Annotated in this window: 15 protein-coding genes, 1 tRNA gene and 1 pseudogene; 9 read left to right on the forward strand and 8 right to left on the reverse strand. The window is 72.2% G+C overall.

Annotation, left to right across the window (positions count from 1 at the left end):
* Positions 1 to 169: 169 nt before the first annotated feature.
* A complete protein-coding gene (locus ACZ4M8_RS18860) occupies positions 170 to 580 on the forward strand; it encodes a hypothetical protein (RefSeq protein ID WP_467608684.1) in 411 nt (136 codons plus the stop codon).
* A 117-nt stretch (positions 581 to 697) separates the two neighbouring features.
* Here ACZ4M8_RS18860 and ACZ4M8_RS18865 read toward each other — a convergent pair whose 3' ends face one another.
* Positions 698 to 1885, reverse strand: a complete 1188-nt coding sequence (locus ACZ4M8_RS18865) for a hypothetical protein (RefSeq protein WP_467608687.1) — start codon at positions 1883 to 1885, stop codon at positions 698 to 700.
* Positions 1886 to 2203: 318 nt separating this feature from the next.
* Between ACZ4M8_RS18865 and ACZ4M8_RS18870 the strand changes: the two genes are divergently transcribed.
* Positions 2204 to 2587: a hypothetical protein gene (locus ACZ4M8_RS18870; protein WP_467608690.1), complete on the forward strand. Its 384-nt coding sequence runs from the start codon at positions 2204 to 2206 to the stop codon at positions 2585 to 2587.
* Positions 2588 to 2920: 333 nt separating this feature from the next.
* Here the strand turns inward: ACZ4M8_RS18870 and ACZ4M8_RS18875 are convergent, their stop codons facing one another.
* The gene (locus tag ACZ4M8_RS18875; protein ID WP_467608693.1) at positions 2921 to 3676 is read right to left on the reverse strand and encodes a glycosyltransferase family 2 protein; all 756 of its coding nucleotides are present in this window, start codon (positions 3674 to 3676) and stop codon (positions 2921 to 2923) included.
* A gap of 41 nt (positions 3677 to 3717) precedes the next feature.
* Between ACZ4M8_RS18875 and ACZ4M8_RS18880 the strand changes: the two are divergent.
* Positions 3718 to 3963: pseudogene (locus tag ACZ4M8_RS18880) on the forward strand (transposase); the annotation flags it as partial.
* Between the two features lie 67 nt (positions 3964 to 4030).
* Here ACZ4M8_RS18880 and ACZ4M8_RS18885 read toward each other — a convergent pair.
* Both ACZ4M8_RS18885 and ACZ4M8_RS18890 read right to left on the reverse strand, forming a co-directional pair.
* Positions 4031 to 4118: transfer RNA gene (locus ACZ4M8_RS18885), tRNA-Ser, on the reverse strand.
* Positions 4119 to 4161: 43 nt separating this feature from the next.
* Positions 4162 to 5736: a S1C family serine protease gene (locus tag ACZ4M8_RS18890; protein WP_467608695.1), complete on the reverse strand. Its 1575-nt coding sequence runs from the start codon at positions 5734 to 5736 to the stop codon at positions 4162 to 4164.
* Positions 5737 to 6106: 370 nt separating this feature from the next.
* Between ACZ4M8_RS18890 and ACZ4M8_RS18895 the strand changes: the two genes are divergently transcribed.
* From ACZ4M8_RS18895 to ACZ4M8_RS18905, 3 genes are all read left to right on the forward strand, one after another.
* Positions 6107 to 6955 carry a glycerophosphodiester phosphodiesterase gene (locus ACZ4M8_RS18895; RefSeq protein ID WP_467608697.1) on the forward strand — a complete coding sequence of 283 codons (849 nt, stop codon included), beginning with the start codon at positions 6107 to 6109 and terminating at the stop codon, positions 6953 to 6955.
* Between the two features lie 149 nt (positions 6956 to 7104).
* Positions 7105 to 7854, forward strand: coding sequence for an ATP-binding protein (locus ACZ4M8_RS18900; RefSeq protein ID WP_467609158.1), 750 nt, complete (start codon positions 7105 to 7107; stop codon positions 7852 to 7854).
* 286 nt (positions 7855 to 8140) lie between these two features.
* The gene (locus ACZ4M8_RS18905) at positions 8141 to 9109 is read left to right on the forward strand and encodes a DUF5926 family protein (protein ID WP_467608700.1); all 969 of its coding nucleotides are present in this window, start codon (positions 8141 to 8143) and stop codon (positions 9107 to 9109) included.
* A 569-nt stretch (positions 9110 to 9678) separates the two neighbouring features.
* Here ACZ4M8_RS18905 and ACZ4M8_RS18910 read toward each other — a convergent pair.
* Positions 9679 to 10383, reverse strand: coding sequence for a bifunctional DNA primase/polymerase (locus tag ACZ4M8_RS18910; protein WP_467608705.1), 705 nt, complete (start codon positions 10381 to 10383; stop codon positions 9679 to 9681).
* Positions 10384 to 11036: 653 nt separating this feature from the next.
* On the opposite strand from ACZ4M8_RS18910, the gene ACZ4M8_RS18915 reads away from it, so the two are divergent.
* Positions 11037 to 12902, forward strand: coding sequence for a PP2C family protein-serine/threonine phosphatase (locus ACZ4M8_RS18915; RefSeq protein WP_467608708.1), 1866 nt, complete (start codon positions 11037 to 11039; stop codon positions 12900 to 12902).
* 252 nt (positions 12903 to 13154) lie between these two features.
* Positions 13155 to 14612, forward strand: a complete 1458-nt coding sequence (locus ACZ4M8_RS18920) for an aminopeptidase P family protein (RefSeq protein ID WP_467608711.1) — start codon at positions 13155 to 13157, stop codon at positions 14610 to 14612.
* 211 nt (positions 14613 to 14823) lie between these two features.
* On the opposite strand, the gene ACZ4M8_RS18925 is transcribed toward ACZ4M8_RS18920, so the two are convergent.
* Positions 14824 to 15102, reverse strand: a complete 279-nt coding sequence (locus ACZ4M8_RS18925; protein ID WP_467608713.1) for a DUF1876 domain-containing protein — start codon at positions 15100 to 15102, stop codon at positions 14824 to 14826.
* A gap of 58 nt (positions 15103 to 15160) precedes the next feature.
* Positions 15161 to 15817 carry a TetR/AcrR family transcriptional regulator gene (locus tag ACZ4M8_RS18930; protein WP_467608716.1) on the reverse strand — a complete coding sequence of 219 codons (657 nt, stop codon included), beginning with the start codon at positions 15815 to 15817 and terminating at the stop codon, positions 15161 to 15163.
* A gap of 464 nt (positions 15818 to 16281) precedes the next feature.
* Between ACZ4M8_RS18930 and ACZ4M8_RS18935 the strand changes: the two genes are divergently transcribed.
* Positions 16282 to 17610 carry a glycosyltransferase family 87 protein gene (locus ACZ4M8_RS18935; protein WP_467608719.1) on the forward strand — a complete coding sequence of 443 codons (1329 nt, stop codon included), beginning with the start codon at positions 16282 to 16284 and terminating at the stop codon, positions 17608 to 17610.
* Between the two features lie 77 nt (positions 17611 to 17687).
* On the opposite strand, the gene ACZ4M8_RS18940 is transcribed toward ACZ4M8_RS18935, so the two are convergent.
* Positions 17688 to 17972: a DUF397 domain-containing protein gene (locus ACZ4M8_RS18940; RefSeq protein WP_467608722.1), complete on the reverse strand. Its 285-nt coding sequence runs from the start codon at positions 17970 to 17972 to the stop codon at positions 17688 to 17690.
* Between the last annotated feature and the right edge of the window lie 123 nt (positions 17973 to 18095).

Consider the following 18095-nt stretch of genomic DNA (forward strand, 5'->3'; position numbering starts at 1 on the left):
GGCGTGCGCCGACTGGCTCGCCACCTGCCCAAGCCATCCCGATAGAGCAGCCCGGTCTCCGCAGGGAACCAGCCGCAGGAGACCAGTGGCGCCGTACTTGTATGTTCGGAGGGCGTCACTGCCGGGCTCACCCCGCACGGAATTCGAACACTTCACCGGAGGAAGAAACGTGGCTGAACGTCCTGGTTCAGAAAAGCAAGTTGATGACTCCGAGTTCATGGACATCGCCAAAGACCCGGCGCAGGCACGCATCTTGCGCAAGGCACTTGAGCGCCTTGCGGAAGGCGGGGCAGGGGACACGCTGAAGGAGATGGCTCAAGAGGTTCTGTCCGGTCGCGTCGGGCTGCGGGAGGCAACAAAAATCTCGGCCTACTCCGAGGCGCTGGTGACAGGCATGCAGCCCTTCAAGGGGAAGTGGGATGAAACCTCCGACAGTGAACGTCAGAACCTCGCCGCAGAGGGCGAACGCCGCCTTGAGGAAGAGCGCCAAGAAATAGCGAAAGAGCAGCGAGAGGCGCAACGGGAGGACCGAGGGACTCGTACGGGGCCCAAGCACGGCGGGCAAGGCTGGTGCCTGTAACGGGAGTTCGTGGCTATCGGATCATTTTTCTGCGCCTGCGCCCCTTGTCGTGCACATCGTTATGCGCACGACAAGGGGCGCCCTGACCTCAAGGGCCCGGGAGATGCAGAGGCGGCGCTACACTGCGGTCGCGCCGGTGTTGTCGTAGCTTTCCTTGGGGACGGGGAACGACTTGATCGCGGAGAGAGCTGCGAGCACCTCGGACTGGCCTGAAGCCTGCGCGCCCTGGAGGGTCAGGTAGAGGCCGGTCAGCGCGGTCGCGATTTCGTCCGACAGCTGGATCATCTTGGCGACCTTGAGCCCGATGTCAGCGGCGGCAGCAGCGGTGACGACGAGCCCCACGCCGGTAACCCCGGAGGCGGTGCCGGCGGCTGCTTCCAGGGCGGCCATAAGAGCCAGGTCGGAGATCGTCGATATCGCAGCCTTGAGCATGTTGACGAACGATGCGATTTCGGCGCCGATCTTGGCGTAGCTCTCGTCGAGCTTTTTGAAAGTCTCCTGAGCCTTTTCGAGCTTTTCCGCTATTGCATGGAAGTAGTCCCATGCAACGTCAGCCGCTTGCCCCTGCCACGTCAGAGTCAAGAGATCGTTTCCAAACGAAACATTCGTGGAGATGGCTGAGCACAGTTCCCCCAGCTTTCCCCAGGCTTTGGCGCATTCGCTGAATGTTCCCCAGTCACCGGCAACACAGTTCGCCAGTTCACCGAAAAGATCCCAGCCGAAGGCCAGCTTGAGCCCTTCGTTAACCAAAGCGGAAGGGCTGGTCAAGTCCAGGACGTCGCCGACGAGTTCCCCGATTACCCCCAGGGCGCCATTGGGGTTGTCGACGATACCGTCAATACGGGGTTTGATGACGAGATCGTACCGGGACTGGATGAAGCCTGGTTCGGGGTCCGCTTCAAGGCGTGACCGCGCATCAACGCGGTCGTTGAATCCTTTTCCGAAGATGTCCATTCCGGCAGTGAGGCCGGTTCCGGGCGGGGCTCCTCGACCTCCTCCGCCGTCGACCATGTCTACTGCGGCAGCCTCTTGGGTGTCGGTGTCCCTGTAGTACTGTGCGGACCTGATCAGTTCTCTGCTGGAGGAATTCAGTATCCCTCCATACCCCTTGAGCGCCTTATCTGCGAGATCAACATGGTCCTTGTACAGGGCGACGATCTTGCTCCAGATCCCTTCTGCGCCCCCAGAAGTTTCGATCTTCACATTGCTACGCAGGAATTCTCCACCCGCGAGCATGTCATGCTCCGCCCGGTCGACCAACTTCCCGAAGCTGCTTATGTCGTCAGGCTCGACGCGAAATTCCATCCTGCCCCCCGGCTCGATATCTTGCGGAACTTGACCCTTGGCTTATCAGGCAACGGTTCCGGTCTCCGTCGCCCACAAAAAGAGCCATTTTCAGAAAGCGCGACGACCTGTGGCCCCAAGCGCCTCCCCGAATTCCCTCGGCTATTCGCCGCGCCGACTTGGCCAGGGAGTTTCGATTCCACGGTATCAACTCTGCATCGCAGCGCCCTGGAAAACTGGCCACACTCTGGTCGTCACGTAATCGCGGGCCCTCGCACTCGCGGAGCTTGTGTGGCAGACTCCGCGCCGGAGATCTGCGGCAGGTTAGGGAGGGTAGCCATGTCGTCGGCCAAGCACGGTCAGGGCGAGCACGTGGGCAATGACCCTTACCAGCAGCCCGGTCAGCAGACCGAAGAACCAATGCCTCGGATGAACGTGGGCTGGGCATACAGAGGCGATCCGCACAAGGCGCTCGACCCCGACCTCAACCACACGCAGCGTGTTCTGACCGTTCGCGTCCACAACAGCACCAGGGCCTTCTTCCAGTCGCTGATTTTCGGTGCCGTGCTCCTCTTCTTCGGCATCGCCTACCGCAAGCTCGATGCCGCCCTCGCAGCCGTCGGGGCCCTCGCGGGAGTCGGCACGCTTGCCTTCGGCGTCCGATCCCTGGTCAAGTCGATTCGCTTCCGGCGTGAGTTGCGCCGGATCACCCCGGGCAGCTGACACGAGAGCGGAAGGCAGCACCTCATACCGCCTACACAGCCACCGCCGATCTCCCGGCCAGGTCAATGCCGTCCCGAAAATCGACCCACCGGGGAATGCGTACATCGTTGCATCCCGCCCAGCCGCACCTTGCGTCCCGCCAGACAACGGCGTCCGTCACCATTCACGCCAGATCGGCTCAACCTCTCACCGCGCGGCACACCTGGATCAGCCAGCCTTCGTCGCTGTGCGCTCCGAACATGCTCCTGGCTCACCTGGCAGGGCCTCACCTTGCTACCACGTCAAAGGGGCTCACCGTCGCGGTGAGCCCCTTTGACGACGTGCCGCTACGCGTCAGCCTCCGAACCGCCAGTTCCCCATAGCCGCCAACGCCCGAGCCCGCGCCTGCACCACCGCGAACCGGGCCTCCCGCTCACGCTCGTCAACGTGCGCCGCCTGGCTCGTCACCTGCCCCGGCCACTTCCGGTAGAGCAGCCCGGTCTCCGCGGAGAACCAGCCTCGGGCCACCGCACTCAACGCCAGCAGAAGCCCGGTGTCTTCAGAAGCAGGCAGAGCCATCCAGCCACCGAGCGCCAGAAGTAGACCCCGGCGGACGCACAGAGTCGCCGGATGCACCTGCGTGCGGAAGTTGTGCTCCTCCCAGTGCTCCAGGACGGCGCCCCGCTCGATGACGCCCTCCGGCGGATCCTGGTCGAAGCCGACGGTAAAGCCGTCGGGCATCAGGTCGAGGACGCGGGACGTGGCCCAGCCGATCGCCGGATCAGCGGTGAGGGCCTTCACGTCGCGGGCCAGGGAGCCGGGCGTCAGCATGTCGTCGGCGTCCAGGACGCGGATGTACTCGCCCTTCGCCCGGGAGAGCGCGAGGGTGCGGGCCATCGCGGCGCGGCCGTGGCGGCCCTGGCCGAAGCTGATGCGCGGGTCGTCGGGCACCTGCGGGCGGACCTCGTCCGTCTCGCCGTCCTCCTGGATCACCCACTGCCAGTCCCAGCCGTCCGGAAGCTCCTGCTCCAGCAGCGACTTGTAGGCGTCGGCGAGGTACTGGGCGGCCGGCGGATGGACCGCCGTCATCACCGTGATCACGTTCGTCATCGTCACCATCGGGCCAGGGGCGTCGTGAAGACCATCTCGGTGTGGACACCGGGCATGAGGTTGTTCGGGAAGGCGCTCGGCAGATGCTGGCTGTCGCTCTGGAGGCCGAAGTCAACGAATCCCAGTTGGCCAAAGAGGGCGACGACAAGGGGCGGCGTCTGGTGGTCCGCAACGGCTATCACCAGCCCCGGAAGGTCACCACCGCGGCCGGCGTGGTCGAGGTGAAGGCGCCGCGGGTGAACGACAAGCGCGTCGACGAGGCCACGGGCGAGCGCAAGCGGTTCACCCTCAACGCAAAAGGGGCGCCCGATCCACTCGGGCACCCCTTCTGACCAGCTACTTCGCTGACCTCTGCGGAGGCTGTGGGATTTGAACCCACGGTGAGGGATCACCTCACGACAGTTTTCAAGACTGTTCCCTTAGGCCGCTCGGGCAAGCCTCCCCGCGGCAGCGCCGGGGCGGTGCCGCGGGGTCAGGGTAGCGCGTCACTTGTCTCCTGTGCGCTGGCCCAGGTTGACTTCGGCGGTGTGCTCCTTGCCGTCGCGCTGGAAGGTCAGGGTGATCTTGTCGCCGGGCTTGTGCTGCCAGATCTCGCTGATCAGGGTGGGGCCGCTGTCGATGACGGTGTCGTCGAGCTTGGTGATCGTGTCGCCGGGGCGCAGGCCCGCGCGGTCCGCCGGGCCGTTCGGGGTGACGGAGTCGGAGCCGCCGTTGCCGGTTTCGGCGATGGTCGCGCCGTTGCCGGTGTCCTTCATGGAGACCTGGACGCCGATCTGGGGGTAGACCGGCCGGCCCGTACGGATCAGGTCCTGGGCGACGCGGCGGGCCTGGTCGATGGGGATGGCGAAGCCCAGGCCGATGCTGCCGGACTGTTCGCCCTCGCCGCCCATGCCGCCGTTGCCGGCCGACTGGATGGCGGAGTTGATGCCGATGACGTTGCCGCCGGCGTCCATCAGGGGGCCGCCGGAGTTGCCGGGGTTGATGGACGCGTCGGTCTGCAGGGCGCTCATGTACGAGGCGCTGGAGCCGCCGCCGTCGCTGGAGGCGACCGGGCGGTCCTTGGCGCTGATGATGCCGGTGGTGACGGTGCCGGAGAGGCCGAAGGGGGCGCCGATGGCGATGGTGGCGTCGCCGACCTGTACGTCGGAGGACTTGCCGAGCGGCAGCGGGTCGAGCTTGGCGCCCGAGGCGTTCTTCAGCTTGATGACGGCGACGTCGTAGCCCTGGGCCCGGCCGACGACCTCGGCGGCGTACTTCTTGCCGTCGGAGAACGTCGCGGTGAGCTTGCCGCCGTCGGCGGCGCTGGCGACGACGTGGTTGTTGGTGAGGATGTGGCCCTGCTTGTCGTAGACGAAGCCGGTGCCGGTGCCGCCCTCGCCGGTGACGCCCTGCGCCTCGATGGTGACGACGCTGGGCAGTGCCTTCTGCGCTATCCCGGCGACGGAGGTGGGCTTGCGGTTGAGCGCCCCGGCGTCACCGGACGCGGAGACCGTCGTCGAGGTGTGGTCGTCGCGGCCCGCGGCCCAGAAGCCGATACCGCCGCCGACACCGCCCGCGACCAGCGCGGCGACCAGCACCGCGGCGACCAGACCGCCGTTGCGCCGGCGGGGCGGGGGCGGGGCGCCCCAGCCGTCACCGCCACCGCCGTACGGGGGCTGCTGTCCGCCCCAGCCACCGCCGCCGTACGGGGGCAGCTGGGTGGTCGGCTCACCACCGGGGGCGCCCGCGGCGCCGTACGCGCCGGGGGCGCCCGGACCGGGTGCGCCGGGTCCCGGCGTACCGGCGTGCGGTCCGTGCGGCGGTTGCTGCCCGGAGACGGCGGGCCCGGAAGGCACGGGTCCGGCACCGGGCGCCGGAGCCGTGGGCTCTCCGCCCGGGGCGGGCGCCCCCGCCGTGCCCGGGGCGTGGCCGGGGGCGGGGGGCGCCGCGGGCGGGGGCGGGGTGCCCGGGGCCTGCGGGGCGGCCGGGGCGGCGGACGTGGGTGCGCCGTCCGACGCCTGGGGCGCCGCTTGCGGCTCGGCCTCCGGCGGGACGGAAGCGCCCTCGTTCTCGGTGCTCACAGCTCTCTCCTCGCTCACGACTGTGCCGGCCCGCCCCGGGAGGCCCGCTCGGCCGGGGCGCCTCCTGCGCGCTCCGGTCCGCCGCGGTACGGGGCCGGGCTCCGGGTGGCCGGACGTTCCGGTCCTCGGTGCCGGGGACGTGCCTTGCGGACCGCGGACCGGGCTCCAGGATTCCGGATCCCGGTGACCCGGGCGAGTCCCGGCCCGGACGGACGACCTCGGCTCAGCCTTTCCCACCGTGCGTCAGCGCACCGTAAGGCGAGGCTGTGACCGTCCCCATCCTTGATGCCGGGCCCCGATGGCGCATCCCCGGTAGCCGTCCCCGGACAACGCGGGGCGGCCCCGGGACGGCGGATGGCACGATAACGCGGTGAACTGTGTACGCCCCGCCCAGGACGCCCGTCCGGACCGCCCCGCCCCGTCCGTCGTCGCCCACCGGGGCGCGTCCGAGGACGCCCCGGAGCACACGCTCGCGGCGTACCGGAAGGCCATCGAGGACGGTGCGGACGCCCTGGAGTGCGATGTCCGGCTCACCGCGGACGGCCACCTCGTCTGTGTGCACGACCGCCGGGTGAACCGCACGTCCAACGGGCGCGGCGCCGTCTCCGCCCTGGAGCTGGCCGACCTCGCCACCCTCGACTTCGGCTCCTGGAAGGCGGCGGCGGACGAGCCGGAGGCGCCGGACCGGCGGTACGCGGACCCGGAGCGGACGGGTGTCCTGACCCTGGAGCGGCTCCTGGAACTGGTCGCGGACGCCGACCGGCGCGTGGAGCTGGCCGTCGAGACCAAACACCCCACCCGCTGGGCCGGACAGGTGGAGGAGCGGCTGGTCACCCTCCTCGACCGCTTCGGGCACACCGCCCGCCCCGGACGCCCGGCGGCGGAGTCGCCCGCGATCCGGGTGATGAGCTTCTCGGCCCGTTCGCTGCACCGGGTACGGGCCGCGGCGCCGGAGATCCCGTCGGTGTACCTGATGCAGTTCCTCACCCCGCGCCACCGCGACGGGCGGCTGCCGCCCGGCGTCTCGATCGCCGGCCCCGGTATCCGCATCCTGCGGGCCCACCCGGAGTACGTCGCCCGCGCCCACCGCGTCGGCCACCGTGTCCACGTATGGACCGTCAACGAGCCCGAGGACGTCGCGCTCTGCCGCGATCTCGGCGTGGACGCGGTCATCACGAACCGCCCGAAACAGGTACGAACCCAGCTCGGCCTGGGGTAGCCGCCCTTACCGCGCGTGCGCCCGCGCCTGCGCCCTGTAGGACCACATGTCGGATGCGTCACTGCCCGGTACGTGGCCGGTTTCCGGTCCAGTCCATTGGGGAATTCATCCCGTGGCGTGGGGCAAAGGAGGTCTCGGGGGTGGCGTTGATGGTGGCGCAGGAGGTGCCGACGTCGTCGATCATGGCCGTACCCCATGGTCCGGCGGGCGTGGGTATGGCAAGGCGGCGCATGCGCGGCGAGCTGTCGGCAAGGGGAATTCCGGACACGGTCATCGATGATGCCGCGCTGGTCCTGTCCGAGCTGCTGAGCAACGCCTGCCGGCACGCCCGCCCGCTGACCGCGAAGCACCTGCCGGACGCCGCCCGCGACGGCCACGGACGCCCGGACACGACGTACGAGGCCGCTTCCCCGGGCGCCGCGTACGGGCCGTGCCACGACGGCGCCGCGTACGCGCCCGGGGACGGCCACCACGGCGGGACGCCGCCCGAGGCGGAGTCGGTGCTCGCCTCCTGGCGGGTGGACGACCGGGAGCGGCTGACGGTCGCGGTCACCGACGGCGGCGGGCCGACCCGTCCCCGCCCCTCCACGCCGTCGGTCACCGCACGCGGCGGCCGGGGGCTCGCCATCATCCGTTCCCTCTCCCTCGACTGGGGTGTGCGCCAGGTGATCGAGGGCGAGACCACGGTCTGGGCCGAGCTGTCCCTGCGGGACGCCTTCGCCGACCGCGTCGCCCTGACGTCGGCGGCTGCGGCCCCCGTCCCCGCCGGCGCCCCGGCCCCTGAGGCCGCACGCCCGGCTCTCCCCGCCCCGGCGCCCCTGTCCGGCCTCCCGGAGCTGACGGACCTCACCGACCTCTCCGGCTTCCCGGACCTCGACGACCCGCTGCCGCCACGCTGAGCCGAGCTGTCCCCGGCGGCCCTCGGGCGCGCGCACCGCGTCCCCGCGACGTCCTGTGGCCCGGGTGCCGGTCGTGGGACCACCCGGCCTCGGGGCACACCCCGTACCCCCGGATCCGGCCACACCGCGCTCCGCCCGTACGGCGTCCCTTCGGCATTCCCGTACATCCCTTTCGCGCGGCATGCGACGTGGTGCGCCCTCGGCCTGCGCGCCCGCGCGCGTACTCCTCTAGGCTCGCGCCGATACGCGTCCACACGCACCGGATCGACCAGGAGACACCGCCGCCATGGCCAAGAAGCGCCGCCCCCAGCCCCAGGCCACCGCACGTCCCACCCATGACGGGCCGGTGCCGGTCGTCGGTGCCCGGGAGCCCTGCCCGTGCGGTTCCGGCCGCCGCTACAAGGCATGTCACGGCCGGAGCGCGGCACAGGCCGTCACCGAGCTGGTGCGGCGCCCGTTCGAGGGTCTGCCCGGTGAGTGCGACTGGGTCGCGTTGCGCGAGCTGGTGCCCGCCGCGACCGTCCCGCTGACGCTCAAGGACGGGCTGCCCGAGGGTGTGCCGTCGGTGACGCTGGCGACGGTGCTGCCGATGGCGTGGCCCGCGCTGCGCCGGGACGACGGTTCGGTCCTGCTCGGGCTGCAGAACGACACGTCCTCGGGCGACCTGAGCCGCGACCTCGCCGACACCCTGCGGCGGGCGCTGGCCGCCGAGCCGGGCACCCCGGTGACCGCCGGGCGGCCCGAGGCCGACGGCCCGCGCCTTCAGGATCTGCTGGACACCGGTGCGCCTTTCGAGCCGGAGGTGCACACCGGGTTCGAGTTCTGGGTGGAGAACGCCGACCAGGCCACCGGTGAGGTCGCCGCGTCCCTGGAGCGGGCGAACGCCGCCGCGCTGCCCACCGCCCGGATCGCCGGTCTGGAGGGTGCGTACTGGTGCGAGGCGCCCGGCAAGAACCACCTGCGCTGGGTCACCGCACACCCCGAGGAGCGGCTGCTGGACGCGCTCGCCCGGCTGCACGCCGCCGGGGAGTCGTCGCTCGGCGAGGACACCCGGCTGGTCGGCTCGTTCCGCGCCCACGGACTGGTCGTCCCGGTGTGGGACCTGCCGTCGTCGATGAGCGCCGAGGACGTCACGGCGCCGGCGGTCGCGTTCGGTGAGCGGCTGGCGAAGGCGCTCGCCGACGAGACGCCGCTGACCTCGGAGGAGCGCCGGGCGCGCGGCGGTCTCACCAACCGTCAGGTGACGCTCAGCTGACAGTGACCGCCCCGGACGCCTCCGACGTGACTCCTGTCACAACACCCTCTACTTACGGGTAAAGAGGCGTCCGGAATACCGCGATCGAATTTGCGAACCGCCGATCTCTTGTTACGGTTCTGGGAGCCCGGTCGCTGGTGCATCCCCCGTCGCCAGCGACCGGGCGTTTCCATGTCCGCGGCCGGGTGTCCCGTCCCCGCCGCCCCTCGCGCCCCCGACCTCCACGTTCGGCCTCCGGCGCCCCCGCCGTCGCCGCCCTGCCGGGCCCGCCGCGTACGGCCCGTGCGGCACTCTCAGCGCCCGTGTGAGGCCCCGAACGGCCGCCGGGTTCCATGCAGTTGACCCGGACCGCGCACGGCTGCGTGCGGGCGCGCGGCCGGGTCCGGGGCCGGGGCGCGTCCCGGCGGCGCGGCCCCGGCCGTCGGAGAGGTGACGCGGCGCCAGCCGTCGTCCGGGCGCCGGGATTTCAGGGCGTACCGCTGGGCCGTCCGGGTGATTTCCCCGGCGGGTCGCCGAAGCTGCCCCGGCGCCCCGTTCCGTACCGCCCGGGGCGAGGGGGCCGCCGCTCCTCAGTAGGCGAGGCGGCTGCCGTCCGGGGTGCGGGTGCTCGCGGTGACCAGGGCGTCGACGACGGTGGTGACGTCCGGGAGCCAGGGGGCGTCGGAGGTGGCGGCGGGGGCGCGCTCCCACCGGACCGGGCCGGCGCCGGTCTGCGAAGGGGGCAGCACCAGATAGCCGCCGTCGCCGTGGAACCGCAGTGAGCTGGGCACCTCGTCCCGGGAGTACAGCAGCTCCCCCAACTCCGCGAGGTCGTACGGCCTGACGAGCAGCGCGACGCGGGTGGGGGTGGCGATCACCGGGCCGAGGCGGACGCCGAAGTGGTCCAGGGCGGCCAGCGCCCGCGCGCCGGCGGTGGCCGGGAGGCTCACCGCGCACGGCGCGCGGCCACCGGTGGCGAGGATGACCGGGGCGTCGGGGCGGTTCGTCCACCACCAGCGGACCATGCGGGCGTCGGTGGTGGCCGCGAGCAGGCCGGGCTCGAAGGGGTGCGCGCCCGGTACGACGCACCCGGCGTCGGGGCAGCTGCACCGGGGGGCCGCGCGGTCGCCGCGTCCGGGCCGGGTGCCGGGGGCCCGGTCACCGGAGCGGAGCCGTACGCCGGGCACCACCGGCCACTGCCACTCGGTGGCGCAGTGGAGCGCCGCGCCGATCAGGGCCGACTTCCCGGTGCGCCGGAACAGGTACTTGCGTCGCCTTCCGAGGATCTCGCGCATGAGCGCTCGTTCCTTTCGTTAACGCCGAGGGTTGCGTCCATCGCACTACATGCCGGTTCATCCCGCTGCGCGGCGCGTGGTGCGGGCCGGTCACCCTGCCCGGGGCCGGTCGCGCCACGTGGAGCTGTGGTCACCGCGTGGTCGAAGGGGCAGCGCATCACGCCGTACGCCGAGCGTGGAACGTGGCGGGAGGTGGCGCGCCGGGGCGCCTGCGGTGCGGTGGTGCGATCTCGCCACTTGTGGGTGCGTCGCGGTCGTCGTCCGTAATGACGCCCGTGCCTGCCGGTGGGTTCCGGTGCGGCCCCAACTGGCCCCGCATCTCTCGGAGTACGTACCCGCCATCGTGCATATGACGCGCTGCCGATCGCGGCCAGTCGACCTCAAATCGCCTTACGCGGGGCCCTTTTCAGGCCAAACGGGGGGAGGGAAAAGCGGCGACAAACCCTCGCCGAACAGTGCTGGACATCACATCTCCGGTGCGTGTAGATGTGGAGGCGCGGAGAGCTGAGCGGCACGATATGGGGGTTTGCGATGCTATTCCAGGCAGCGGCGGAGCGGCGAAGCCGCACAAAATCGCTCAACAAAAGCCTTCACTTCCCACCCCTACCGGCACTGAGCTGGGTAAATATCCGATCCGTCGGACGCCGCCGCTCGTGAGCGCCTCCCACATCCCGAAAGTGGCCGGAATCGATCCTTCTTCTTCCGGGCACACGCACACTGCCGCCGCCGCTGCGGCGCCCGCGGCCGTCGGGCACGCCTCCGCCGCCGACGCGGCGCCGCAGGCGCAGGCCCCCGAGGCACCCGCTACCGCCGCCCCGGACTCCCCCACCGAGGCCACGCCGCTCGACCGGATCGCCGTCGTCCAGGACCGCCTCGCGGGCTGGATCTCCGGGCTGACGACCCTCCACGACCTCACCGAACGCCTCACGCGCACCCGGACGCTGGACGCGGCGCTCCATGAGGTGCTGCGGGCCGGTGCCGCTCTCGTCGGCGCGCCCCGGGGCCTGTTCGTCCTGGAACCGGCCGACGGGCTCGGACCCGTCACCACCGTCGGCCTCGGACTCGGCCGTGCCGAGCTGGGCCACCTCGAAACGGTCCCGCGCTCCGCGCTGGCGTACGGCCGCCTCCTCGACGGCCTGCCGGAGCCCGCCGCCGGGCCGCGGCCCGCGCGCCCGGAGCCCGGCCCGTACGGGTCCGCCGACGGTCCGGAGCCCGAGCCCCCGGCAGCCGGCCCGTACGGCTCCGCCACCGGGACCGCCGTCCGGCCGGACGCCGCGCCCCCGGCGCACGGCGAGACCTCGCACGCCCCTGATGCCGGGGCCGTCCCCGATGCCGCGCCCGGCGGTCCGCACCGCACCGGCACCGGGCCCGTAACGCCCTCGTCCCCGCCGCCCGCGGACGGCGGGGGCGCCCTCGGGCAGGCGGCTCCCCCGGTGGACGCGGAGTTCCCCGGCGTTCCGGCGTGCCCGGGGATCGCCGAGCCCGATGTGCTCGGGGCGGCGGAGCTCGATCCGCGGGTGCGGGAGGTCGCGACGCGGATCGGGTACGCCGCGAGCTACGCGGTGCCGTTCGACGCGGCGCCCGTCGGACGGCTCGGCGTCGCCGTCTGGCTCTACGACGAACCGGCCGGGCCGGACGACCACCGCCGCCATCTGCTGGGGCTCTACCGCGCGTACGCCGCCGAGCATCTGGCCCGGCTCCTGGAGCTGCACCGGCAGCGGCACGCCACGGCGGCGCTCACCGCGGGGCTGTTGCCGCACCGGCTGCCCCGGGTGCCCGGCATCCGGCTGGCGGTGCGGCACAGCGCCGGGCCGCGCGGCGGCGGTGACTGGTTCGACGCGTTGCCGCTGCCGGACGGGGCCCTCGGGCTGGCCGTCGGTACGGTCTCCGGTTCCGGTCCCGACGCGGTCGCCGCGATGGGGCGGCTGCGGGCGTCGCTGCGCGCGTACGCGGTGATGGAGGGCGAGGATCCGGTCGCCGTCCTCTCCGATCTGGAGCTGCTGCTGCGGCTGACCGAACCGGACCGCTCCGCCACCGTGCTGTTCGCCTTCACCGAGGCGCCGGGCGGCGCGTCCGGTACGGGCGGCGCGCCCTCGGGTGCGCCGGACGGCCCGGTGGCGGCCGCTTCCGGCGGAACGTTCCCGCGCACGCTCACCGTCGCCGGGGCCGGGCACTGCCCGCCGCTGCTCACCGGGGAGCTGCGCACCGAGTTCGTGGAGACCTCGCTCTCCGCGCCGCTGACGATGCTGGCCTGCTGGGAGGCGCCGAGCGTGGAGATCGAACCGGCGCCCGGCGAGACGCTGCTGCTCTACAGCGACGGGCTGCTGCGCCGTACCGGCGACTGCGCGGACCGGGCCTTCGCCCGGCTGCGCGCGGTCGCCGCCGGAGCGCCCCGGGAAGCCCGGCAGGACCCGGAGGCGCTCGTCGACCACATCCTCGGCCGCCTGCTGCCCCAGGGGCTCGACGATCCGGCCTCCCCGGAGGACGTCGTCCTGCTCGCCGCCCGCTTCGAGGCGTGAGCCGGGGCGCGCGCCGACGGGCGCGCGCCCGGCCCCGAACCCGTACGCCTGCTGGACCGGCCCCGCGCCGGCCGCGCCGGCCCCTGCCCTCCGTATGCCGGTGGGAGCCCGGCGCGCCCCGGCCGCGCCGGGCTCCCGCCCACCCCCACACCTCAAGGCCGAAGTGCCTGGGACGTCACACCTTTCGCCCTCTGGACCGTTTTCGGTTCGCACATACGATGGAGTGCGGTTCAGTCTTAACTAGGAGGCACCGTGACGGACGAGCTCACCCCGGAGACCCCGGACGAGGACGAGCAGCCGATCAAGCAGCGCAAGAACGGCCTGTACCCGGGCGTTTCGGATGAGCTCGCCGCGAACATGCAGAGCGGCTGGGCCGACACCGAGCTGCGCGACCTGAAGCCGATCGCGCAGGCGCCGAACGCCGCGCGCCGCCGCGCCGCGCTCTCCGCGCGCTTCCCCGGCGAGCGGCTGGTGATCCCGGCGGGCAACCTCAAGACCCGCTCGAACGACACCGAGTACGACTTCCGCGCATCGACGGAGTACGTCCACCTCACCGGTGACCGGACCGAGGACAGTGTCCTGGTCCTGGAGCCCCGCGAGGGCGGCCACGACGCGACGATCCACCGGCTGCCCCGCTCCAACCGGGAGAACGGCGAGTTCTGGCTCGACGGCATGGGCGAGCTGTGGGTCGGCCGCCGGCACAGCCTGACCGAGGCCGAGGCGCTGCTCGGCGTCGCCTGCAAGGACGTCCGCGAGCTCGCCGCCGCGCTGACCGGGGCGACCGGCCCGGTCCGTGTCGTCCGCGGCCACGACGCCGGTATCGAGGCGGCGCTGCGCGACAAGGTCACCGCGGAGCGGGACGAGGAGCTGCGCGTGTACCTCTCCGAGGCGCGTGTGGTGAAGGACGAGTTCGAGATCGGCGAGCTGCAGAAGGCCGTCGACTCGACGGTCCGCGGCTTCGAGGACGTCGTGAAGGTCCTGGACAAGGCCGAGGCGACCTCCGAGCGGTACATCGAGGGCACGTTCTTCCTGCGCGCCCGCGTCGAGGGCAACGACGTCGGCTACGGCTCGATCTGCGCCGCCGGTCCGCACGCCACCACGCTGCACTGGGTCCGTAACAACGGCCCGGTCCGCTCCGGTGACCTGCTGCTGCTCGACGCCGGTGTGGAGACCAACACCCTCTACACCGCGGACGTCACCCGCACCCTGCCGATCAACGGCCGCTACACCGACCTCCAGCGCAAGATCTACGACGCGGTGTACGAGGCGCAGGAGGCCGGTATCGCCGCGGTGAAGCCGGGGGCGAACTTCCGCGACTTCCACGACGCCGCGCAGCGCGTGCTGGCGCAGAAGCTGGTCGAGTGGGGGCTCGTCGAGGGCCCGGCCGAGCGGGTCCTGGAACTGGGCCTGCAGCGCCGCTGGACGCTGCACGGCACCGGTCACATGCTCGGTCTGGACGTCCACGACTGCGCCGCGGCCCGCACCGAGGCGTACGTCGACGGCACGCTGGAGCCCGGCATGGTGCTGACCGTCGAGCCCGGTCTGTACTTCCAGGCGGACGACGTGACCGTCCCCGAGGAGTACCGCGGGATCGGCGTCCGGATCGAGGACGACATCCTCGTCACGGACGACGGCAACCGGAACCTCTCCGCCGCCCTGCCGCGCCGCTCCGCGGATGTCGAGGCGTGGATGGCCGAGCTCCGCGGCTGACCCGCGCGTACCGCCCGTGCCACGGCCGGTGGCCCCGTACGCCGGGGGCCACCGGCCGTGGCATGTGGCGGGCGCCACCCGCGTGGGCGCCGCCCGGCGCGGCCACGTCCGGACGGACCGGAGCCGCCCGGTCCCCGTGCGGCCGAGCCGTGTGCGGGCGGCCCGCTGTCAGGCGTACCGCGCTGGACGGACGGCGTCCGGACGGACCGGTTCAGACGGACAGCGGGTACGACGTCCGGCCGGACGCCTGGTCGATCTCGTCGTGGGCCTTGGTCAGCAGTCGCATCGCCAGTTCGTTGAGGGCTCGGGCGGCGGCGACCTCCTCGCCGACGCGCGGTTGGTTGGAGTCGGCCGGGTGGCGGCTGGCGTAGCCGTGCGCCCGCATCTCCTGGCCGTCCGGGAGCCGGACCAGCGCCGCGGCGCGGGTGCGGTGGGTGTCCTCCTGGAACTCCATCTCGATGTGCCAGCCGACCACGGTGTTCACCGTCATGACGTTCACCTCCGGAGGGTCTGCTCTCCCTCCAGGGTGCGCCCGTCCGCCGCGCGCGTCAGTCCGTACGGGCCCCGGGTGCCGGGCCGGCGGCGGTCGCCGCGGCCGGGGTGCGGTAGGCGCCCGCCCGGACCGCGGCCCAGACCGCGGTGGCGGTGGACTCGGCGAGGTCGGCGTCGACGGCCTGCCGGGCGATGAGGATGCGGTAGTAGAAGGGCGCGCCGACGGCGGACATCACGGCCTCGGGGTCGGTGTCGGCGGGGACCTCGCCGCGTTCGACGGCGCGCCGCACCAGACCGCCGGAGAGCCGGAGCCGGTCGTGGAAGAAGTCCGCGAGCACGGTGTCGGCCTGGGCGTCGCGGGCGGCGGAGGAGACGACGGCTTCGATGAGGCGGCGCATGGGGGCGGCGGCGTAGAAGGTGCCGATGCGGCGGCAGAGCAGCCGCAGGTCCTCGGCGAGGCTGCCGGTGTCGGGCAGCGGGATGGCGGTGGACGCCTCCAGGAGCAGATCGCAGACGAGCCCTTCGACGGTGCGCCAGCGCCGGTAGAGCGTCGCCAGGTGAATTCCGGAGCGCTGGGCGATGCGCTCCATGGACAGCGCGGCGAAGCCGCCTTCGCTCAACTCGGCCTGGACGGCGTCGAGTACGGCGGCGCGGGTGCGTGCGGTGCGTCCACCGGGGCGGGCCCCTCCGGGTGGGTGGTGCGCTGGGGTCACAGCGACTCCGTATTGCAGTGTGGGTTCATGCCGCGTATCGTCCGTGACACATTAACGCGAGCGCTTTCGCGTTAACGAGGCGAGCGTCACTCTCGCAGGGACGGGGACACGGCGGGGGATGTCCTCCCCTCCCTGCGAGAGGACGCTGTCCACCGACGGCGTTCGGCGCTTTCCGGACACCTCGGACGCCGCGTCGCGGACATGACGACTCTCACATGGCGCCCGCCCGTCACCGCGTGGTGCAATCGGGTGCGGGACGACGACGCGGGCCTGGAGCGATCGGATTTTTGTCCGGTTCATGGCTCTACACCAAGCGTATACACATTATGTATACTTGGCGCTTATAGTTGCGGTATGACCCTCCCTCTCCCCCCACTCGGCATACGCCTGCCCCGCGTCCGCCGAGCCGCCCGGCCCGTCCCGCCCGCTCCCGGCCTCCGGCCCCGCCGAGAGGCGGGTCACTGATGGCCACGGACACCACGCACGCCGACGGCACGGCGGTCCCCACCCGCCGTGGCGGGTGGCGCTGGGACTGGCCGGTCCTCGCGGGCTGCGCCATCGCGGGTCTCGGCGTCGGGCTGGCTTCGCCGCCCGACACCTCGCAGCAGGCATGGGGACTGTGCAGCGCCGTCGGGTACGCCGTCGCCGCGGTCATCGCCGCCTGCTCGGTGCGCCGCTGGGGCCGGTGGCCCGCGATCGTCTCGGTCGTCGGCGCGGGGCTGGTGCCGCTGATCTACCTGACGGTGATCGACAAGGAGCAGATGGAGGTCGGTGTCATCCAGCGCGGCGCGAAGCTGCTCCTGGAGTCCGGGACGCCGTACAACGCGGATCCGCACACCGTTCCGCAGTTCAACCCGTATCTGCCGGGGATGTCGCTGTTCGGGATACCGGACGCGCTGTTCGGCGACAACCCGCTGACCAGCGCGCGGCTGTGGTCGCTGATCGGTTTCCTGGCGGTGGTGCTGTGGGCGGTCCGCGTCCTGACGAAGGACCGCGGTCCGGCGCCGCTGGCGACGCCCGGCGGGGTCACCCCGAGCACCGGCGCCCTGTGGCTGATCGCCTGCCCGGTGCTCATCCTGCCGCTGACGATCGGTGGCGTGGATCCGCCGGTCATCGGCCTGATCGTGCTGGCGCTGGCCTTCCTCCAGCGGGACCGGCCGGGCGCCGCGGGTCTGGCGCTGGGTGCCGCCTCCGCGCTGAAGTGGACGGCGTGGCCGGCGATCCCGGTGGCGCTGGCGCTGCTGTGGGTGACGAAGGGGAAGGGCGCCGCGGCCAGGTGCGCGGCCGGTTCGGTGGGCCTCGCGGCGGTGTTCTCGATCCCGTCGGCGCTGATCGACCCCCACGCCTTCCTCCAGAACGCGATCCTCTACCCGCTCGGTATGGGCGAGGCGAACTCCACGGCGCAGAGCCCGCTGCTGGGCCATCTGATCGTCCTGCTGATGCCGGAGATCGGTAAGACGGTGACGGTCGCGCTGATCGGCGTCAGCGCCGTCGGTGTCGCGGTGTCGCTGCTGGTCCGCCCGCCGCGGACGGTCATCGCCGCCGCCGACCGCCTCGCGATCGGCCTGCTGCTGGCGATCGTCCTCTCGCCCGCGACCCGCCTCGGTTACGCGATCTACCCGGTCGTGCTGATCTTCTGGCCCCGTTTCGCGGCGGCGCTCTCCCCGAAGGAGACGCTGCCGACGATCCCGCGCCAGCAGACGGACGAGCCGGTGCCGCCCGCCGCCGGGCCCGGTACGGATTCCGCCGCGGGCGCCACGTCCGGCAAGGGTGCGGAAGCCGCCACGGGCTGACGCACCGCGAAGAGGAACGGGCCGGGCCCGGGGTATCGCCCCCGGGCCCGGCCCGTTTCCGTCGGTCCGGCCGCCGCTCAGACCGTGAGCGTCCCGCCCTTGACCGCCGTCACGAACCTGCCCCACGCGCCCGTGCCCACCACGAGGGCGGGCCCGCCGGGCACCTTGGAGTCACGGACGGGGACGATGCCGGGGAAGTCGCCGAGGATTTCGACGCAGTCGCCGCCGCTGTAGCTGCTCTTGCGCCAGCGGACGGCGTCCGCGAGGTCCCCGGGCGCCCGGAAGCATGGGGCGCCGCCGGCCTCACTGTGGCCGCTCTCCGTCCGGTGGGTGCCGGCGTCGTTCCTGCTCTGGAGCTGCATGTTCGTAGTCCTCTGCCGCTGCCTCGGTCATGGCCGGGGGCACCTGCGGTGACGGCGCGGTGACCCTCGGCAGATCGTAAGGCCTGCCGGACCCGTCCACGAGGCGCGGGAAACCGGTGAGTT

The organism is Streptomyces sp. NPDC027185, assembly GCF_055567035.1.